Annotated in this window: 16 protein-coding genes; 10 read left to right on the top strand and 6 right to left on the bottom strand. The window is 29.6% G+C overall.

Translation table 11 applies throughout. The annotated features are described in order from the left end of the window. Positions 1-5: 5 nt before the first annotated feature. Entirely contained in the window at positions 6-590 is a 585-nt protein-coding gene (locus tag ACSIGC_RS13055) for a hypothetical protein (RefSeq protein WP_442265253.1), read from the bottom strand. A 122-nt stretch (positions 591-712) separates the two neighbouring features. Between ACSIGC_RS13055 and ACSIGC_RS13050 the strand changes: the two genes are divergently transcribed. Genes ACSIGC_RS13050 through ACSIGC_RS13040 form a run of 3 tightly spaced genes read left to right on the top strand, consistent with a single transcriptional unit; the run spans position 713 to position 3,650 of the window. After that, positions 713-2,305 carry a sensor histidine kinase gene (locus ACSIGC_RS13050; protein WP_442265252.1) on the top strand — a complete coding sequence of 531 codons (1,593 nt, stop codon included), beginning with the start codon at positions 713-715 and terminating at the stop codon, positions 2,303-2,305. Beyond that, positions 2,298-2,978 (top strand): response regulator transcription factor, encoded by a 681-nt coding sequence (locus ACSIGC_RS13045; protein ID WP_442265251.1) that lies wholly within the window; start codon positions 2,298-2,300, stop codon positions 2,976-2,978. Before ACSIGC_RS13050 ends, ACSIGC_RS13045 begins: the two co-directional genes overlap by 8 nt. Positions 2,979-3,035: 57 nt before the next feature. After that, positions 3,036-3,650 (top strand): deoxynucleoside kinase, encoded by a 615-nt coding sequence (locus ACSIGC_RS13040; protein WP_442265250.1) that lies wholly within the window; start codon positions 3,036-3,038, stop codon positions 3,648-3,650. On the opposite strand, the gene ACSIGC_RS13035 is transcribed toward ACSIGC_RS13040, so the two are convergent. Further along, positions 3,642-4,379 carry a TrmH family RNA methyltransferase gene (locus tag ACSIGC_RS13035; protein ID WP_442265249.1) on the bottom strand — a complete coding sequence of 246 codons (738 nt, stop codon included), beginning with the start codon at positions 4,377-4,379 and terminating at the stop codon, positions 3,642-3,644. The two genes, ACSIGC_RS13040 and ACSIGC_RS13035, sit on opposite strands and share 9 nt — an antisense overlap. A gap of 70 nt (positions 4,380-4,449) precedes the next feature. Here ACSIGC_RS13035 and tamL point away from each other — a divergent pair, with 70 nt between their 5' ends. From tamL to accD, 3 genes are all read left to right on the top strand, one after another. Further along, complete coding sequence (gene tamL / locus ACSIGC_RS13030) at positions 4,450-6,930, top strand: translocation and assembly module lipoprotein TamL (protein ID WP_442265248.1); 2,481 nt, start codon at positions 4,450-4,452, stop codon at positions 6,928-6,930. Between the two features lie 113 nt (positions 6,931-7,043). Further along, the gene (gene fbaA, locus ACSIGC_RS13025) at positions 7,044-8,102 is read left to right on the top strand and encodes a class II fructose-bisphosphate aldolase (RefSeq protein WP_442265247.1); all 1,059 of its coding nucleotides are present in this window, start codon (positions 7,044-7,046) and stop codon (positions 8,100-8,102) included. Between the two features lie 213 nt (positions 8,103-8,315). Further along, positions 8,316-9,173, top strand: a complete 858-nt coding sequence (gene accD, locus ACSIGC_RS13020; RefSeq protein ID WP_442265246.1) for an acetyl-CoA carboxylase, carboxyltransferase subunit beta — start codon at positions 8,316-8,318, stop codon at positions 9,171-9,173. 56 nt (positions 9,174-9,229) lie between these two features. Here accD and ACSIGC_RS13015 read toward each other — a convergent pair whose 3' ends face one another. Continuing rightward, a complete protein-coding gene (locus ACSIGC_RS13015; RefSeq protein ID WP_442265245.1) occupies positions 9,230-10,075 on the bottom strand; it encodes a hypothetical protein in 846 nt (281 codons plus the stop codon). A gap of 152 nt (positions 10,076-10,227) precedes the next feature. Here ACSIGC_RS13015 and rpsO point away from each other — a divergent pair, with 152 nt between their 5' ends. The 3 genes from rpsO to folK all read left to right on the top strand — a co-directional run bounded on the left by rpsO (position 10,228) and on the right by folK (position 14,125). Next, positions 10,228-10,497, top strand: a complete 270-nt coding sequence (gene rpsO, locus ACSIGC_RS13010) for a 30S ribosomal protein S15 (RefSeq protein WP_075341725.1) — start codon at positions 10,228-10,230, stop codon at positions 10,495-10,497. 148 nt (positions 10,498-10,645) lie between these two features. Then, positions 10,646-12,826 carry a polyribonucleotide nucleotidyltransferase gene (locus tag ACSIGC_RS13005; RefSeq protein WP_442265244.1) on the top strand — a complete coding sequence of 727 codons (2,181 nt, stop codon included), beginning with the start codon at positions 10,646-10,648 and terminating at the stop codon, positions 12,824-12,826. A 168-nt stretch (positions 12,827-12,994) separates the two neighbouring features. After that, entirely contained in the window at positions 12,995-14,125 is a 1,131-nt protein-coding gene (folK, locus tag ACSIGC_RS13000; RefSeq protein ID WP_442265243.1) for a 2-amino-4-hydroxy-6-hydroxymethyldihydropteridine diphosphokinase, read from the top strand. Here folK and ACSIGC_RS12995 read toward each other — a convergent pair. The 3 genes from ACSIGC_RS12995 to gldB form a co-directional block, all read right to left on the bottom strand. Continuing rightward, positions 14,122-14,454, bottom strand: a complete 333-nt coding sequence (locus ACSIGC_RS12995) for a hypothetical protein (protein ID WP_442265242.1) — start codon at positions 14,452-14,454, stop codon at positions 14,122-14,124. The genes folK and ACSIGC_RS12995 overlap by 4 nt on opposite strands. 285 nt (positions 14,455-14,739) lie before the next feature. Then, the gene (gldC, locus tag ACSIGC_RS12990; protein ID WP_442265241.1) at positions 14,740-15,078 is read right to left on the bottom strand and encodes a gliding motility protein GldC; all 339 of its coding nucleotides are present in this window, start codon (positions 15,076-15,078) and stop codon (positions 14,740-14,742) included. After that, positions 15,079-16,038, bottom strand: a complete 960-nt coding sequence (gene gldB, locus ACSIGC_RS12985) for a gliding motility lipoprotein GldB (RefSeq protein WP_442265240.1) — start codon at positions 16,036-16,038, stop codon at positions 15,079-15,081. Positions 16,039-16,095: 57 nt separating this feature from the next. On the opposite strand from gldB, the gene nadE reads away from it, so the two are divergent. Further along, on the top strand, positions 16,096-16,884 hold the full coding sequence (nadE, locus tag ACSIGC_RS12980) for an NAD(+) synthase (protein ID WP_442265239.1): 789 nt from the start codon (positions 16,096-16,098) through the stop codon (positions 16,882-16,884). Positions 16,885-17,132: the final 248 nt, after the last annotated feature.

Genomic DNA, 17,132 nt, shown 5'->3' with positions numbered 1-17,132 from the left:
TACTTCTATTTTTCTTGAGATGACGTATAATTCATCATCATTTTAATTAATTTGTCTAACTCTTTTGCTTCAGCTGAAACAATAAAACTTTGCTTTACATCTAATTTTGATTTTTCTTTTTTTACTCTTTTTACTTTACAACCTAAAGTAATTTTTTGGTCTTGATCATGATCTTTAAAAAAAGTCCTTGCTTCTTCCCAGTCAATTGTTTTTAACTCTTCAATAGAGTCTACTGTATAAATTAGAGATAAAGGTTTTGTCTTTGCTGTAGTTTTTACTTGATACTTTTTCATAATATGTATCAACTTGTCTAGATCTTTAACCTTTCCTTTTATTTCAAAACTTTGCTTTGTTTTAACTTTTGATTTTTTCTTATTTAACCCTTTTACTTTTATACCTAAAGTCACTTCCTCTTCTTCCGTATTTCCTTCAAAAAACTCTTTAGCTTCGTTCCAATTAATAGTTTCAAGTTCATTAACAGAATCTACTGTATAAATTAATGATGAAGCTTTAATCTTTACACTATCAACAGATTGAGAAAATGTTTTTACTACTATTATTAATAACACTATTAGTATTGCTTTTTTCATGACGAAATAATTTTTTGTTTCACAGCACAAAGATGTTTTCAATATTTGTATTTCTAAGTTAACGAGTGTTAACGAGTGTTAACCGACTTATTTTTATAGAATTAGAAATGTACCTTTGGAGAATGAATACTAAAAAACATAATTGGATTCTTTATTTTATAGTTATAACAATATGCACGACTATAACTGTACAGTTTTATTGGAATTATAAAAATTACCAACAAAACAAACTAAGAGTAATGAATGAAATTCAGATAAGTTTAGATAATGCTATTGAGAAATATTTTACAGATTTAACGAAGGCTAATCATTTTTCAATTATCACTCCAAAAAATGATTCTACTAAATCTATAAAAGTTAGAAATGTTATGAAAGATATTTTTTTATCTATTGATAACATTAATAATCGTCCTAAAAAAAAGGGTCGTAAAAAAACTAAAGAAGAATCAAAAGACAGTACAAGTTTAGCTATTCAATCTTTAGTTATTACTACCGATAGTTCGAATGAATACAACAATACAGCTTTTACAGTAGATAATTTTTTTAAAAAAAATAATGACTGTAATTTAAATCATACTCATTATGATAGTATAAACTGTAAACAAAATCAAAACTTAACCAAAGCAAACGACATTAGAGTTTTTAGAGGAAAAAAGGCTGCAGATAGTTTAAAATTAATTAAAGGAATTCAAACTTTTTTTATTGCGATTCAAAATGACACTATGAATCATGGGAAAATTGACACTATTCTTAAAAATGAACTTCGTCAAAAAAAAATTAATGTAGACTACGCTTTCGAATATTACAAACAAGACACTATTCATACCATTTTTTCTCCTCAACCAATAGAAGAGTATACTATTATAGAATCAAAATCAACATTTCTTGGACCTGATAAGAAATTCAAAATGAAGTATAGCAACCCTTCTTCTGAAGCTTTAAAACGAAGTTCTACAGGAATTCTATTGTCTTTATTATTATCCTTAGCTGTTGTTTTTAGTTTATTCTATCTATTAAAAATCATTAATGATCAAAAAGAATTAGCAGAAATTAAAAATGATTTAATTAGTAATATCACTCACGAGTTTAAAACACCTATTACTACAGTATCTACTGCATTAGAAGCTATTAATAACTTTAATGCTATTGATGATAAAGAGAAAACTAAAAAGTATGTTTCTATTTCTGAAAGTCAGATTAAGAAATTACATGTAATGGTAGAAAAGCTTTTAGAAACCGCTACACTCGACAGCGAAAAATTATTATTAAAAGAAGAAGCTGTTGAAATTGTAAGTTTATTAGAAAAATTAAGTAGAAAACATCAGCTATTTACAACTGATAAAAAAATAAACTTCATTTCAAACACTGACGATTTAGTGATTAAAGTTGATGAGTTTCATTTAGAAAATGCTGTTTCTAATTTAATTGATAATGCAATAAAATATGGAGGAGATGAAATTCATCTTGAATTTGAATCTTCTGCAAAAAACCTTCAGATTACTGTATCTGATAACGGAAAAGGAATCGACAAAAACCAACAAGATAAAATCTTCGATAAATTCTATAGAGTTCCTAAAGGAAATACACACGATGTAAAAGGTTTTGGAATCGGTTTATATTACACTAAAAAAATTATTGAAAAGCATAACGGAAGCATTCAATTACACTCTATTCCTGGAAAAACAACATTTAAAATCACTATGCCTTATGAGTAAAAAGATAAAATTATTGTTAGCAGAAGACGAACCTAGCTTAGGTCAAATTGTTAAAGAAAGCTTAGAGACTAGAGATTTTGAAGTTTTTCACGCTGTAAATGGTGAAGAAGCCTACGATATGTATACTAAAGAATCACCCGAAATTTTGGTTCTAGATGTAATGATGCCTAAAAAAGACGGTTTTACTTTAGCCAAAGAAATTAGAGAAGAAAACAACAGTATTCCAATTATATTTCTCACTGCAAAATCACAAACAAAAGATGTTATCGATGGCTTTCAACATGGTGGAAATGATTATTTAAAGAAACCTTTTTCGATGGAAGAATTAATCGTTAGAGTCCATAGTTTGTTAGATAGAATTAACTTAAAAAAGAATCTAGAAAAAATAATTATTGGTAATTATACATTCAATTACGAAAAGCAAAAATTATATTTTAAGAATGAAACAGAACTATTAACTCATAGAGAAAGCGAATTGCTATACTACTTAACAGAAAAGAAAAATGAAATCTTAGATCGTTCATTTATATTAAAAAAAATATGGGGAGACGACGATTTTTTTAATGCTAGAAGTATGGATGTATTTATTTCTAAACTACGAAAAAGACTCAAAAAAGACCCAGCAGTAGAAATTATTAATGTTCGAGGTTATGGATATAAATTAACTTGTTAATATCTAATAATCGAAGAATAATATGTAATTTTGACCCCATCAAAAAACAAGTATAGTATGCATGTAGCTATTGCAGGAAATATAGGAGCTGGTAAAACTACACTTACCAAATTATTAGCAAAGCATTACAATTGGCAACCACACTTTGAATCTGTAGATGAAAATCCTTACCTTGATGATTTCTATGGAGAGATGGAACGTTGGTCGTTTAATTTACAAGTATATTTCTTAAATAGTAGATTCAGACAAATTTTAGATTTAAGACAAACTGGAAAAAATGTAATTCAAGATAGAACAATCTACGAAGATGCACATATATTTGCTCCGAACTTACATGCTATGGGATTAATGACTAATAGAGATTTCAGTAACTATTCATCTCTATTTGAATTAATGGAAAACTTAGTAAACCCACCAGATTTATTAATTTATTTACGTGCTGATATTTCTACTTTAGTCGGACAAATTCACAAAAGAGGTCGTGATTACGAAAGCTCAATTAGTATCGATTATTTGAGCAGATTGAATGAAAGATATGAAGCTTGGATTAGCACTTATAATAAAGGAAAATTACTTATTATTGAAGTAGATAAATTAGATTTCGTTGACAATCCTGAAGATTTAGGATATATTATTGATCGAATTGACTCTCAAATCAACGGTTTATTCTAAATTTCTTTTAAATTCGCTTATTAATATTGATGTTGCTGTGGCTACATTTAAACTTTCCGTTTGGTTACTTTCACCAAAACGAGGTATTGTTAGTTTGTTTTGTATGATTTTTCGAATAGACTCAGAAACTCCATTTGCTTCATTACCCATAACTAAAACAGCTTCTTTTGGTAAAGTAGTTTTGTAAACATTTTCTCCATCCATATCAGCAATAAATGTTGGTAAAGTAGTTGTTTCTAAATAATTCCCTAAGTCTTCATAAGAAATATCTACTCTACTAATAGACCCCATTGTTGATTGAATTACTTTTTGATTGTAACAATCAACAGTATCTATGGAACAAACTAATTTTTGAACTCCAAACCAATCACATAAACGTATAATTGTTCCCAAATTACCTGGGTCATTAATAGCATCTAAAGCAATTACCAAACCCCTATCTTCAATTTTACTTTCTTCAGGAATATAAAAAACACCTAAAACTTTATTAGGAGTTTTTAACGTTGTAATTTTCTTCAATTCTTTTTCAGAAATGATAGTTGTAATCTTTGCGTATTTTTCATCCAATTGGTAATCTTCTGTAGCAAAAATTGTATTTACTTTTAAACTAGATTGCAACAATTCATTAACTACTTTTATTCCTTCAGCAATAAAAAGTTGATTAATTTTTCTATATTTCTTTTGTCTTAAACTATTGATTAGCTTAATTTGGTTTTTTGACAAGCTCATTGGCAGTTTTTTAACAGCTCTTAATTGTAAAAATGGTATTTTTGACAATTCAATTCGACGTGTAAAGTTAATGAAAAAACACAGCTTTTATTTTTTATTATTCTTATTTTTTGGTGCTTGTAGCACAATTAAACACGTTCCTGAAAATGAATTACTACTTACAAACAACATAATAATTGTTGATAGTATTAAACAAAAAGACGAACGTTTAAATAGTTTACTGCTTCAACAAAAAAATGCTAGAGCTATTGGCTTACCTCTATCTCTTTATTTCTACAACTTAGGAAATCCAAAAGGCTCTAAAGATGTTGAAGAATGGGAAAAAAACCATCCAAAATGGTATAATCTTTTTAAAAATATCTTTTCAGAAAAACAAAGTATAGCTGTAGCTAATACATTTATAGGATTAAATAACTGGTATTTAAATAATGGACAAGCACCAATAATAATTAATGATAAAAAAACTAGAAGAACAGCAAATAAGTTATTGGCGTACTACATTACCGAAGGTTATTTTAGAGCAAAAGTTTCCTATAGAAAAGATACAGTAGGACAAAAAAAAGGAACCCTAACTTATTTTATAGAAAAAGGTAATCCTTCTTTTCTAGATTCAATTTATACAGATATAAAGTCTCCTGTTTTAGATTCAATATATAAAAAACATGCCCAGAAAAATTTCTTAAAAAAAGGAGAACAATACAAAGATGAAAACTTTATCAAAGAGGCAAATAGAATTGTGCAACTTTTTAGAAACAAAGGAGTATACAAATTCAACGAAAATTCTTTATCATTTGAACCAGATACTTTAAAAAACTATCAAAAAACAGACGTTAAAATAGAAATTAAAGACGAGTTAGTTGAAATAGATGGAAAATATGTATCTAAACCTTTTAAAATTCAGAAAATAAAGAACATTAATATTTTCACTGACTATACTTACACTAAAAGAAATGAGCCTTATTATAATAAAGCAAAATTCGAAGGAATTAATTTTCTTTCTCACGATAAGCTAAAATATAATCCTAAACACTTAACTCAATCAATTTTTATAAGGCCCAATCAGGTATATACTGATTCTTTAAGAAGACTAACTCAATTACATTTAAGAGGTTTAAAAAACTTTAAAACAACATCTATTCGTTATAACTCTATTAGTGATGATGAATTAGAGGCTAATATTTTCTTAACTCCTATTGAAAAATATTCTATTGGAATTGATGCTGAATTATCTCGTTCTAATATTAGAAATTTTGATATTTCTGGAAAGTTTTCAATTACAAACAGAAATACATTTAAAGGAGCTGAAATATTTCAACTTTCTCTTCAAGGAGGTTTTTTTAACTCAGCCAATGGCCCTGGATGGGAATTCGGAGGAAATTTATCATTAGAAGTTCCCCGTTTTATGGCTCCTTTCGGTTTCCATAAACTCGTTCCTAAACGTATGCAGCCCCGAACCATTTTTAATACTGGATTAAGTATTCAAAAAAACATTGCTTTAGATAAACAAAATGTTTCTGCAGGAGTTGATTATAGATGGCAATTTAACAAAAGAAAATCTATTCAATTAGAACTTTTAAATGCTCAATATATTAGAAATTTAAATGTTGGGAATTATTTCAATATTTATGGATCTGAATACAATAAGCTTAAAGAAGTTGTTTCTATTTTCGATTCAACTTTCAATTTACCCCAACCTGCTCCAGAAAATAATGATCTCATTGTTAACAAAATGAGAGAAATATCTATAGATGAAAACTTCAGAACAAACAACCCTGAAGCTTTCAGAGATAATTTAAATATCTTAAATAGATATAACATTATTACCTCAGATTTCTTAATCCCTGAAATTGCTTATACTTTTACATATAATAATCAAGAAAACATCAAAGATTCTAACTTTTCTTACTTCCGAATAAGATTAGCAAATTCTGGAAATATAATGGGGGTATTATCTAATCAAACTAATAGAAACGGACAAACCACTGTTTTTAAAATTCCAATTGCAGAATACTTTAAAACGGATATTGAATACAAAAAATATTGGAATTTAGGAGACAATAATATTCTAGCACATCGTACATTTTTAGGAGCTATATTAACTTATAATGACTCTAGTATTCCATTTTCTAGAAGTTATTTCGCTGGTGGATCTAATGATATTAGAGCATGGCAAACTTATGATTTAGGACCTGGTAGAAGAACTCCAGGATTAGAGTATAATATTGGTAGTTTAAAGTTTTTATCTTCTTTTGAATATCGTTTTGATATTGCTGGAAGTTTAAAAAGTGCTATATTTTTAGATTTTGGAAATATTTGGGATATTACTAATTCTTCTAGAGTAGATACTGAATCTAGATTCCAAGGAATTAAATCATTAACAGATATGGCTGTTGGAACTGGTTTTGGTTTACGCTACGACTTTAAATTTTTAGTTGCACGTTTAGATCTTGGATTTAAAGTAAGAGAACCTTACTTAACAAACAATAGGTGGTTTCAAAATACCAATTTCGCAAACTCTGTATTTAATATTGGAATTAATTATCCTTTCTAAAATTAAACAACTAAAACGTAATCGTAATCTAACTTTTGTTTTTCTTCTTTTAATACAAAAATTATGTAGTTTTGTTTCAATTGAAATTACAACACAAACTAAAAAACAAAAAAATGATAAAACCAGGAGTAGCCACTGGACGCGAAGTTCAAGAAATTTTTAAGTTAGCAAAAGAAAAAGCATTCGCATTACCTGCGGTAAATGTAGTTGGGTCTAATTCTATTAATGCTGTTTTAGAAACTGCTAAAGAAGTTAACTCTCCTGTAATTATTCAATTCTCAAATGGAGGAGCATTATTTAATGCAGGAAAAGGGTTATCAAATGAAGATCAAAAAGCTGCAATTGCTGGAGCTGTAGCTGGTGCAAAACATATACATTTATTGGCAGAAGCTTATGGTGTTCCTGTAATTTTACATACAGATCACGCTGCTAAGAAACTATTACCTTGGATAGATGGATTATTAGATGCAAGTGAAAAACATTTTGAAGAAACTGGTAAATCATTATTCAGTTCTCATATGATTGATTTATCTGAAGAGCCATTAGAAGAAAACATCGAAATTTGCAAAGAATATCTAGCTCGTATGAGTAAAATGGGTATGACTTTAGAAATAGAATTAGGAATTACTGGAGGAGAAGAAGATGGAGTAGATAATACTGATGTAGATAGTTCTAAATTATATACACAACCTGAAGAAGTAGCATATGCTTACGAAGAGTTATTAAAAGTAAGTGATCAATTTACAATTGCAGCTGCATTTGGAAATGTACACGGAGTTTACAAACCAGGTAATGTAAAATTAACTCCAAAAATCTTAAAGAATTCTCAAGAATATATTTCTGAAAAATATAATGTACCAGCTAATACAATCGATTTTGTATTTCACGGAGGATCAGGTTCAACTTTAGAAGAAATTCGTGAAGCAATTGGTTATGGTGTTATCAAAATGAATATCGATACAGATTTACAATATGCTTTTAATGAAGGGATTCGTGATTATATGAAGAAAAACGCCGATTATTTAGCTGCTCAAATTGGTAATCCTGATGGAGATGATATTCCTAACAAAAAATACTACGATCCTCGTAAATGGCTTAGAGAAGGAGAATTAACTTTCAAAACTCGTTTAAAGCAAGCTTTCGAAGATTTAAATAACATAAATACTTTATAGTAGCTTTTATAAGTTATAACCAACTTTACACAAAAGAGTCTCTTAAATTTTAAGAGGCTTTTTTACCTTATAAAAGACTAAAAATCAAACCATTATTAATTTTAATTTAAAAAGAATACTCAGTAATTAAAAAACTTTTACATTTGTAAACTAACCTATCCCTAAATAAGGGCTGAGTTATTTAAACTGACACTAAACAAACAAAACTAGATTATGGCTTGGTTTAAACGAAAAGATAAAGGGATTCATACCCCTACCGAAGAAAAGAAAGACACACCAAAAGGCTTGTGGTATAAAACGCCTAGCGGTAAAATTATTGATACTGAAGAATTAAAAAGAAACTTATATGTAAGTCCAGAAGATGGTTATCATGTAAGAGTTGGAAGTAGAGAATACTTCGAATTATTCTTTGACAACAATGAATTCACAGAACTTAATGAAAAGTTAGTTGCTAAAGATCCTTTAAAGTTTGAGGACACTAAAAAATATCCAGACAGATTAAAAAGCGCTCAAGATAAAACAGGATTAAAAGATGCTGTTAGAACTGCAGTTGGTAAATCTCAAGGAAAAGACTTAGTTATCGCTTGTATGGATTTTGCTTTTATTGGAGGTTCTATGGGAAGTGTTGTGGGAGAAAAAATAGCTCGCGCTATCGATTATTCTATCCAAAATAACATTCCTTTCTTAATGGTATCTAAATCTGGTGGAGCTCGTATGATGGAAGCTTCATTATCATTAATGCAATTAGTAAAAACATCCGCGAAGTTAGCTCAATTAGCAGACGCTAAAATTCCATATGTATCTTTATGTACAGATCCAACTACTGGTGGAACGACTGCTTCTTTTGCAATGTTAGGAGACATTAATATTGCTGAACCAAATGCTTTAATTGCATTCGCTGGTCCTCGTGTTGTAAAAGATACTACTGGTAAAGAATTACCAGAAGGTTTCCAACGTTCTGAATTTGTTTTAGAACACGGTTTCTTAGACGCTATTTACGAACGTAAAGATTTAAAGAAACAAGTTAATTTATACTTAGATTTAATACAAAATCAACCTGTAAGAGCTTAATAAAATAAAAAGACCAGCGTTATGCTGGTCTTTTTTTTATCCTAAATAAATCCTAATTATCTTCTTCTTAGCATTATTTCTCTTGATTCTCCACTACTATTAGTTACTGTAGCTATATTGTCACAAGTACCATCTCCAAAATCTAAAGTATAAGCAACTCCATTTTTTGTAATTTCTGTAACTCCACTTACTATGAATTTACAAGCGTACTCTCTTCTTAATTTTTCTGTAATATTTCCTGTAAATTCATTACCTAATTTATTTACAAACTTCCAATTACCTGAAATTAAATACACATCATCTCCTCTAGTTAATGTATCGTCACCAGCTATCTTTTCTCTTACTCTAGTTCCTTCTAAACTTACAGTTTCTCCAGTAGCTAATGTTACAGAAATATTTACCGTATGCGTTGCTTCTTTATTTCCATTACCATTATCTTTTACTTTTACTACAGACTTAGACCCTTCAATTACATTACCATCAACAGAGAAATTATCGAAACTAACTTCTTTTGAGTAACCTGTATCTGTTTTTTGATATACAATAACTATTTTACCAGATAATTCTTTACCTCTTGGCCCAATACAATTATCTCCAAAATCTAGGGTAATTGTTAATGTTTCTGACGTTGTATCTGCTTCAACAGTTCTAGTTACACAATCAGCCACACTACTACTTGAACTACCTGCACTTCTACTTAATAAATTAAAATCGATATCATCGTCTTCTAAAATGTTATCAATATCAGAAGTAATATCATCTGCTATCACTACATCTTGAATATCTTCTGTACTTAATTCCACTGAATCATTCATGGTAACTCCCTCTTCATCAGAACATGAAATAAAAATCATGGTTCCAAGCAACATTATTAATCCAAATTTTAAAACTTTCGCTGTCATAATTAATAGTTTTTAAAAGTTAATCTGATTCTTGGACTTAACATTAAGAAAAAGGTTTAATAAACTTTAATTATTTTTTTAGGAAAATTAGTTGTACTTTTGCCACTTCAATGAAAAATTTGATACATTAAAATCATTTAAACAATATTGGTATGTATTTAACTAAAGAAGTAAAAGAGCAAATTTTTGCAAAGCATGGTAAAGACGGAAAAGATACTGGAACAGCAGAGGGACAGATCGCGTTATTTACTCACAGAATTAACCACTTAACTGAGCACTTAAAAAGAAATCGTAAAGATTTTAACACAGAGCGCTCTCTAGTGAAAATGGTAGGTAAGCGTAGAAGCTTACTTGACTATTTAAAGAAGAAAGATATCAACAGATATCGTGCAATCATTAAAGAATTAGGAATTAGAAAATAATACCTATCTAAAAGAGGCTGGAATTTTCAGCCTCTTTTTTTATTATCTTAGCGAAAGTTTTTTAACTTTATAAACTTCCATTGAAACAACAACAACACACACAACACAACTACAACTAACAACGTAATTTATTTGAAAAAAACACTTTATGATTCCAAAAGTATTTAGCCAAGTTATTGAACTTGGAGATGGAAGAACCATTACCTTAGAAACAGGAAAGTTAGCAAAACAGGCAGATGGTTCAGTTGTTGTAAGTATGGGAGATACCATGATTTTAGCTACTGTAGTTTCGGCAAGAGAAGCTAATCCTGGAATTGACTTTTTACCACTTACTGTAGACTATAGAGAGAAATTTGCCGCTGCTGGTAGATACCCAGGTGGTTTTATGAAACGTGAAGCTAGACCAAGTAACGAAGAAATCCTTACAATGCGTTTAGTAGACAGGGTATTACGTCCATTATTCCCAAAAGATTATCATGCAGAAACTCAGGTAATGATGCAATTAATGTCTCATGACCCAGAAGTTATGCCAGATGCTTTAGCTGGTTTAGCTGCATCAACTGCAATTCAGTTATCTGATATTCCTTTTGAAGCTCCTATTTCTGAAGTAAGAGTTGTAAGAGTAAATGGAGAATTTATTATTAACCCTAGCCCTGCTCAATTAAAGGAAGCTGACATCGACTTAATGGTTGGTGCTTCTAAAGACTTCGTTGCCATGGTTGAAGGTGAAATGGATGAAGTTTCAGAAGAAGAAATGGCAGATGCAATTCGTGTAGCACATGACGCTATTAAAGTACAATGTGAAGCGCAAGAAGCATTAGTAAATCAAATAGGTAAAAAAGAAACTCGTGAATACGAGGCTGCTGTTACTGATGAAGAGTTAGAAGAAAAAATTAAAGCTGTAGCTTACGATAAATGTTACGAAATCGCTAAAAAAGGAACTTCTAAAAAAGAAAGAGGTCAAGCTTTTTCTGAAGTAAAAGATGAAGTTTTAGCTTTATTTACTGAAGAAGAATTAGAAGAAAAAGGAGATTTAATCTCTAAATATTTTAGCAAAGCTCATAAAGCAGCTGTTCGTGATTTAACATTAAATGAAGGTTTACGTTTAGATGGACGTACAACTACAGATATAAGACCAATTTGGTGTGAAGTAGATTATTTACCAAGAACTCATGGTTCATCTATCTTTACACGTGGAGAAACTCAAGCATTAGCAACTGTTACTTTAGGTACTTCTAGAGATGCTAATATGATTGATTCTCCAACAATTCAAGACGAAGAACGTTTTTACTTACACTATAACTTCCCTCCATTTTCAACAGGAGAAGCACGTCCAATTCGTGGAACTTCTCGTCGTGAAATAGGACATGGAAACTTAGCACAAAGAGCTTTAAAAGGTATGGTTCCTGAAGATTGTCCATATACTGTTCGTGTAGTTTCTGAAGTTTTAGAAAGTAACGGATCGTCTTCTATGGCAACAGTTTGTTCTGGTACAATGGCATTGATGGATGCTGGTGTTCAACTTAAAAAACCAGTTTCAGGTATTGCTATGGGATTAATCTCTGATGGAGAACGTTATGCAGTTTTATCTGATATTTTAGGAGACGAAGATCATTTAGGTGATATGGATTTTAAAGTAACAGGTACGGCTGATGGAATTACTGCTTGTCAGATGGATATTAAGATTAAAGGATTATCTTATGAAATCTTAGTAAATGCATTAAAACAAGCTCGTGATGGTCGTTTACATATCTTAGAAAAATTAACAGATACAATCGCAACTCCAAATGCTTCAGTAAAAGCTCACGCTCCAAAAATGGTTACTGTTCGTATTGCAGGAGATTATATTGGTGCTATGATTGGACCTGGAGGTAAACATATTCAAGAATTACAAAAAGAAACTGAAACTACTATTGTAATTAATGAAGATGAAGTTACTGAAGAAGGTATCGTAGAAATTTTAGGTACAAGCCAAGAAGGAATAGACAAAGTACTAGAACGCATTAAAGCAATTACTTTTAAACCTGAAAAAGGTAGTATCTATGAAACAAAAGTTATAAAAGTTTTAGAATTTGGTGCTGTAGTAGAATATACTGAAGCTCCTGGAAATGAAGTTTTATTACATATATCTGAGCTAGCTTGGGAACGTACAAACAATGTTACAGATGTTGTTAATATTGGAGATATAGTAGATGTAAAATACTTTGGTGTTGATCCAAAAACTCGTAAGGAAAAAGTTTCTAGAAAAGCTTTATTACCTAGACCTCCTAGAGAAGACAAAAAACCTAGGGAGGAAAGAAAACCTAGAGAAGATAAGAAACAATCTTAAAACTCTTCTTTATTCATAACAAAAAAACGTCAAGTAAAAAATACTTGACGTTTTTTTGTTTGTTTCATTCATATCTAATAAATAACATTATCTCTTTTTAAAAAAACAACCTAAAAATTTAAATTAATCCTATAAGGTTTTGTTTCTTTGCCTACTGAAATAAAGGCATTGAGAATACAACGTATTACATATTTATCATTAGGTACTAACCAAGGAAATAAGGCAGAAAATCTTCAAAATGCAATTAATTTAATTGCAGAAGAAGTTGGTTCAGTTTTAAAAATTGCTTCTATTTATGAAACAGCTTCTTGGGGTTTTAATAGCGACAATTTTTATAACACTTGTATTAAAGTTTCCACCTATTTACCTCCTGAACAACTTATTCAGAAACTTTTATGGATAGAAAAAGAGTTGGGAAGAATTAGAAAAACTTCTGATTCTTATGCTGATCGATTAATTGATTTGGATGTATTATTATTTGAAGATGAAATTATTTTCACTCAAGAATTAATTGTTCCACATCCAAGAATGTTAGATCGTAAATTTGCCTTAGCTCCACTTGCTGAAATCGCTAAAAATGTAATTCACCCTATAGCTAAAAAACAAATAGCGAATTGTTTACAAGAATGTTCAGATACTTCTGAAATTAAACTGTTAGATATCATTTTAGAAAGACCAATTCCTATTTCTGAACAATATAATTATATTGCTATTGAGGGAAATATTGGTGCAGGAAAAACGACTTTAGCGACTATGATTTCTAATGATTTTAATGCTAAAATCGTTCTAGAACGTTTTGCTGATAACCCGTTTTTACCAAAATTTTACGAGGATCAGGAGCGTTATGCTTTTCCTTTAGAAATGAGTTTTTTGGCTGATCGCTATCAACAACTTTCTGATGATTTAGCACAATTTGATTTGTTTAAAAATTTTGTAATTTCTGATTATTACATTTTCAAATCATTGATTTTTGCTCAAGTTACTTTACAAAATGATGAGTACAAATTATATCGAAAAATGTTCGATTTAATGTATAAGGAAATTGTAAAGCCAGATGTATATGTGTATTTATACCAAAACACTGATCGATTATTACAGAATATTGAAAAACGTGGGCGTGAATACGAGCAAAATATTGAAGCTTCTTATTTAGAGAAAATTCATGATGGTTACAGTAACTTTATAAAAACACAGCAAAATTTAAATATTTTAGTGATAGATGTTTCTGAGCTAGACTTTGTTCAAAATAAAGAACACTATAAAACTATCATAAAAAAAATCAAGGAACACCGTCCTTAATTGAATTCTTTAATCTCAACCGTATCTTTTTTAAGAATCACTGTAATATCTTTATTTGGAGGAAATCCATTGGAATAATAACCAAACGAATATATTTGATTAGAATAGGTTTCATCAGTTTTTAACCCCATTATTCCATCAGTTTTAGTTTTAAGCTCATTAAAATCGATGAAAAAACTTTGTGATTCTCCTTCATTAATTTTCTCTAACAACTCTGAACTAAAACCTGTTTCAATACTAATATTTTCTAAAGTTTTCCCACTTTCATTAATAACATGTATTGTTGTACCGTTTTTACAAGAGAAACAAAACCCAATTAAAATAATCAATAAATAATACTTTATATTTTTTATAACTATAATTTTTAATTCTTATTCTTTATTAGTTTAAAATTTACTTCAGTATTTTTTAATTCTATAAAATTATCTCCAAAATTTAAAATTTTATACGCTTGAATATCTCCCTTAATTGCCTTCGGGTGATAAAATCCTTGTGATTCGCTGTTGCTCTTGTAGACTTCTAAAATATAAATTTATCACAAAACAAAAGTGCGGGTAAACCACACTTTTAATGTGGTTTATCCGCACTATATACTTTAAAATTAAGTCTGAGACTTACTTTTTAATCAGCTCTAATTTTTCTGCGAAATAATCACAGAAATCACGCATAGTTGCGCTCATTTTAGTATCGTCTGTAGCACGTTCAAAAGTATCTGCCATAGAAACTAAAGTTTGGTGAAAAAATTGCTTCATTTCATCTACTGGCATATCTTTTGTCCATAAATCCATACGCAATGTATCTTTTTTCTTATGATCCCATACAGACAACATAACAGCTTTAGATTCTGCTTCTTTTATGCCTCCATCTTCAGCATTCCATGTGATTTCTTCAGGAACTCTATTTTCATCTAATGCTATTTTAAATTTTATTTCAGAAGTATGTGCTATTGCCATTTATTTACGCTTAGGTTTGTACTTTGATTTTTTAAAAATTTCGTCTCCTCTTTTTGATAAAAGTTCCTGCAAAGATACGTCATTATTTCGCATGTAAGAACGAACTATTTGCCATCCTACCCAAGCTCCAATTCTGCCTGGAGATAAATTATCTTCTCCTAAATAAAATTTAGAAAAAGGAGCAATATCTAAAAAACGTTTGTTCAATTTACTATCAGTACTATATAACAAATCTCGCTCTATAAAATACTTCCAAATATCTTCTTCACTATTTACTGCCCAGTCAAACTTTTCAGATGCGTAACCTATTTTTTCTTTATCTGATATATTAGGCAAATATCTATCGAGCAAATACAACTTTTTACCTTCATAAATCATTTTATTAATAAAACTTCGCTCGGTATTTGGTGGTAACTGCACATTAACTATTGCATTTGCTGCATCTACTATAATATGATCTTCTGTATTATTTTGTTTTACATACTGCGGATAATCATTATAAAACTCATGCGATGCACCTAAATAACAATCTAAAGAAATCAACATAAAATCACCATTATAAACAACTCTATTATCATAATCTATATTTGTTAGCATAGTAATTACCACTGGTGCTACAAACTTTTTGTTGTAATATGTAACATACTGAAATAGTGATTTTAATTTTTGAACCTGTGCTGTAAAATCTGTATATTTTTTTTGAACTTCTGTAAAAAGCTCTTGTTCATCTTTATTTTGAATTTTATTTACCCAAACAGAATCGTTATTATGAGGAAAAAGTAATGGATACTTTTCTTTAACCTTTGGCAATGTTTTTTCAGTAGCTGTATAAAAATCGATATCAAATCGATATAGTTTAGAATCTACTGTAATTTTAGACACATCTACTTTAAATTTTTCTTCTTTTTTACAGGATAATATTATGAATCCTACAATAAAGAGGCATATAATTTTACGCATGAAATCGCTATCTTTACGTTTAAATATTAAACTTCGAATTTACTAAAATCGTATAACATGAATACACCTAAAGTTGCTGAACATATTACAAACTGGTTAAAAGATTATGCTGAAAATGCGAAAGTAAAAGGATTTGTAGTTGGAGTTTCTGGAGGAATTGACTCTGCTGTTACATCTTCTTTATGTGCCAGTACAGGATTACCAACTTTATGTGTAGAAATGCCAATTCACCAAGCGCAAAGCCAGGTAAATCGCGCACAAGAACATATTGCACAATTAAAAGAACGTTTTTCTAATGTTTCTGAAGCTAGAGTTAATTTAACATCTACTTTTGAAGATTTTAAAACTGTAACTCCAGAAGTGGAACAATCTGCTCAATTAGATTTAGCTTTGGCAAATACACGAGCACGTTTAAGAATGACTACTTTATATTATTTTGCTGGTTTACATGGTTTACTAGTAGCTGGAACAGGGAATAAAGTAGAGGATTTTGGTGTTGGTTTCTTTACGAAATATGGTGATGGTGGCGTAGATTTAAGTCCGATTGCTGATTTAGTAAAATCTGAAGTATATGCTTTAGGTGAATATTTGAAAGTACCTGAATCTATCCAAAAAGCACAACCTACAGATGGACTTTTTGGTGATAGCAGAACAGATGAAGATCAAATAGGAGCTTCTTATGATGAATTAGAATGGGCAATGAAAATGCAAGATGCAGGTAAAAAAGCTGATGATTTTTCTGGTAGAGAAAAAGAAGTATTTAGTATTTACATTCGATTAAACACAATTAACCAACACAAGATGGTTCCAATTCCAGTTTGTGAAATTCCAAATGACTTAAAATAGGAATTCATTTCTACACAAATAAAACTGTCTTAAGACACAAATAAAAAACCATATAAAAAATATATGGTTTTTATTTTTTTGCGATAAAGGAACTATAATAAGTTCGCTGAAATCATTAATTGTTTAATTTTTTTGTATGCTTTTTTCTTGTGTCCATTTGAAATTTGAAATGGCAATTCAATGAACAACACGATTAATTGACCAATTTGGAGCAATTTTCTCATAGTTTCTAGATTTATTTCTGATTC

Origin of the sequence: Tenacibaculum aquaeponti, from assembly GCF_052084715.1 — a bacterium.
Taxonomy (GTDB): domain Bacteria; phylum Bacteroidota; class Bacteroidia; order Flavobacteriales; family Flavobacteriaceae; genus Polaribacter.
The sequence above is the reverse complement of the archived record's forward strand: the minus strand, read 5'-3'. Positions and strand labels throughout refer to the sequence as shown.

What these genes read in the sequence shown, in the direction of transcription:
- ACSIGC_RS13055 (WP_442265253.1), bottom strand. Translation starts at nt 590, where the DNA reads ATGAAAAAAGCAATACTAATAGTGTTATTAATAATAGTAGTAAAAACA.
- ACSIGC_RS13050 (WP_442265252.1), top strand. Translation starts at nt 713, where the DNA reads ATGAATACTAAAAAACATAATTGGATTCTTTATTTTATAGTTATAACA.
- ACSIGC_RS13045 (WP_442265251.1), top strand. Translation starts at nt 2,298, where the DNA reads ATGAGTAAAAAGATAAAATTATTGTTAGCAGAAGACGAACCTAGCTTA.
- ACSIGC_RS13040 (WP_442265250.1), top strand. Translation starts at nt 3,036, where the DNA reads ATGCATGTAGCTATTGCAGGAAATATAGGAGCTGGTAAAACTACACTT.
- ACSIGC_RS13035 (WP_442265249.1), bottom strand. Translation starts at nt 4,379, where the DNA reads ATGAGCTTGTCAAAAAACCAAATTAAGCTAATCAATAGTTTAAGACAA.
- tamL (WP_442265248.1), top strand. Translation starts at nt 4,450, where the DNA reads ATGAAAAAACACAGCTTTTATTTTTTATTATTCTTATTTTTTGGTGCT.
- fbaA (WP_442265247.1), top strand. Translation starts at nt 7,044, where the DNA reads ATGATAAAACCAGGAGTAGCCACTGGACGCGAAGTTCAAGAAATTTTT.
- accD (WP_442265246.1), top strand. Translation starts at nt 8,316, where the DNA reads ATGGCTTGGTTTAAACGAAAAGATAAAGGGATTCATACCCCTACCGAA.
- ACSIGC_RS13015 (WP_442265245.1), bottom strand. Translation starts at nt 10,075, where the DNA reads ATGACAGCGAAAGTTTTAAAATTTGGATTAATAATGTTGCTTGGAACC.
- rpsO (WP_075341725.1), top strand. Translation starts at nt 10,228, where the DNA reads ATGTATTTAACTAAAGAAGTAAAAGAGCAAATTTTTGCAAAGCATGGT.
- ACSIGC_RS13005 (WP_442265244.1), top strand. Translation starts at nt 10,646, where the DNA reads ATGATTCCAAAAGTATTTAGCCAAGTTATTGAACTTGGAGATGGAAGA.
- gldC (WP_442265241.1), bottom strand. Translation starts at nt 15,078, where the DNA reads ATGGCAATAGCACATACTTCTGAAATAAAATTTAAAATAGCATTAGAT.
- gldB (WP_442265240.1), bottom strand. Translation starts at nt 16,038, where the DNA reads ATGCGTAAAATTATATGCCTCTTTATTGTAGGATTCATAATATTATCC.
- nadE (WP_442265239.1), top strand. Translation starts at nt 16,096, where the DNA reads ATGAATACACCTAAAGTTGCTGAACATATTACAAACTGGTTAAAAGAT.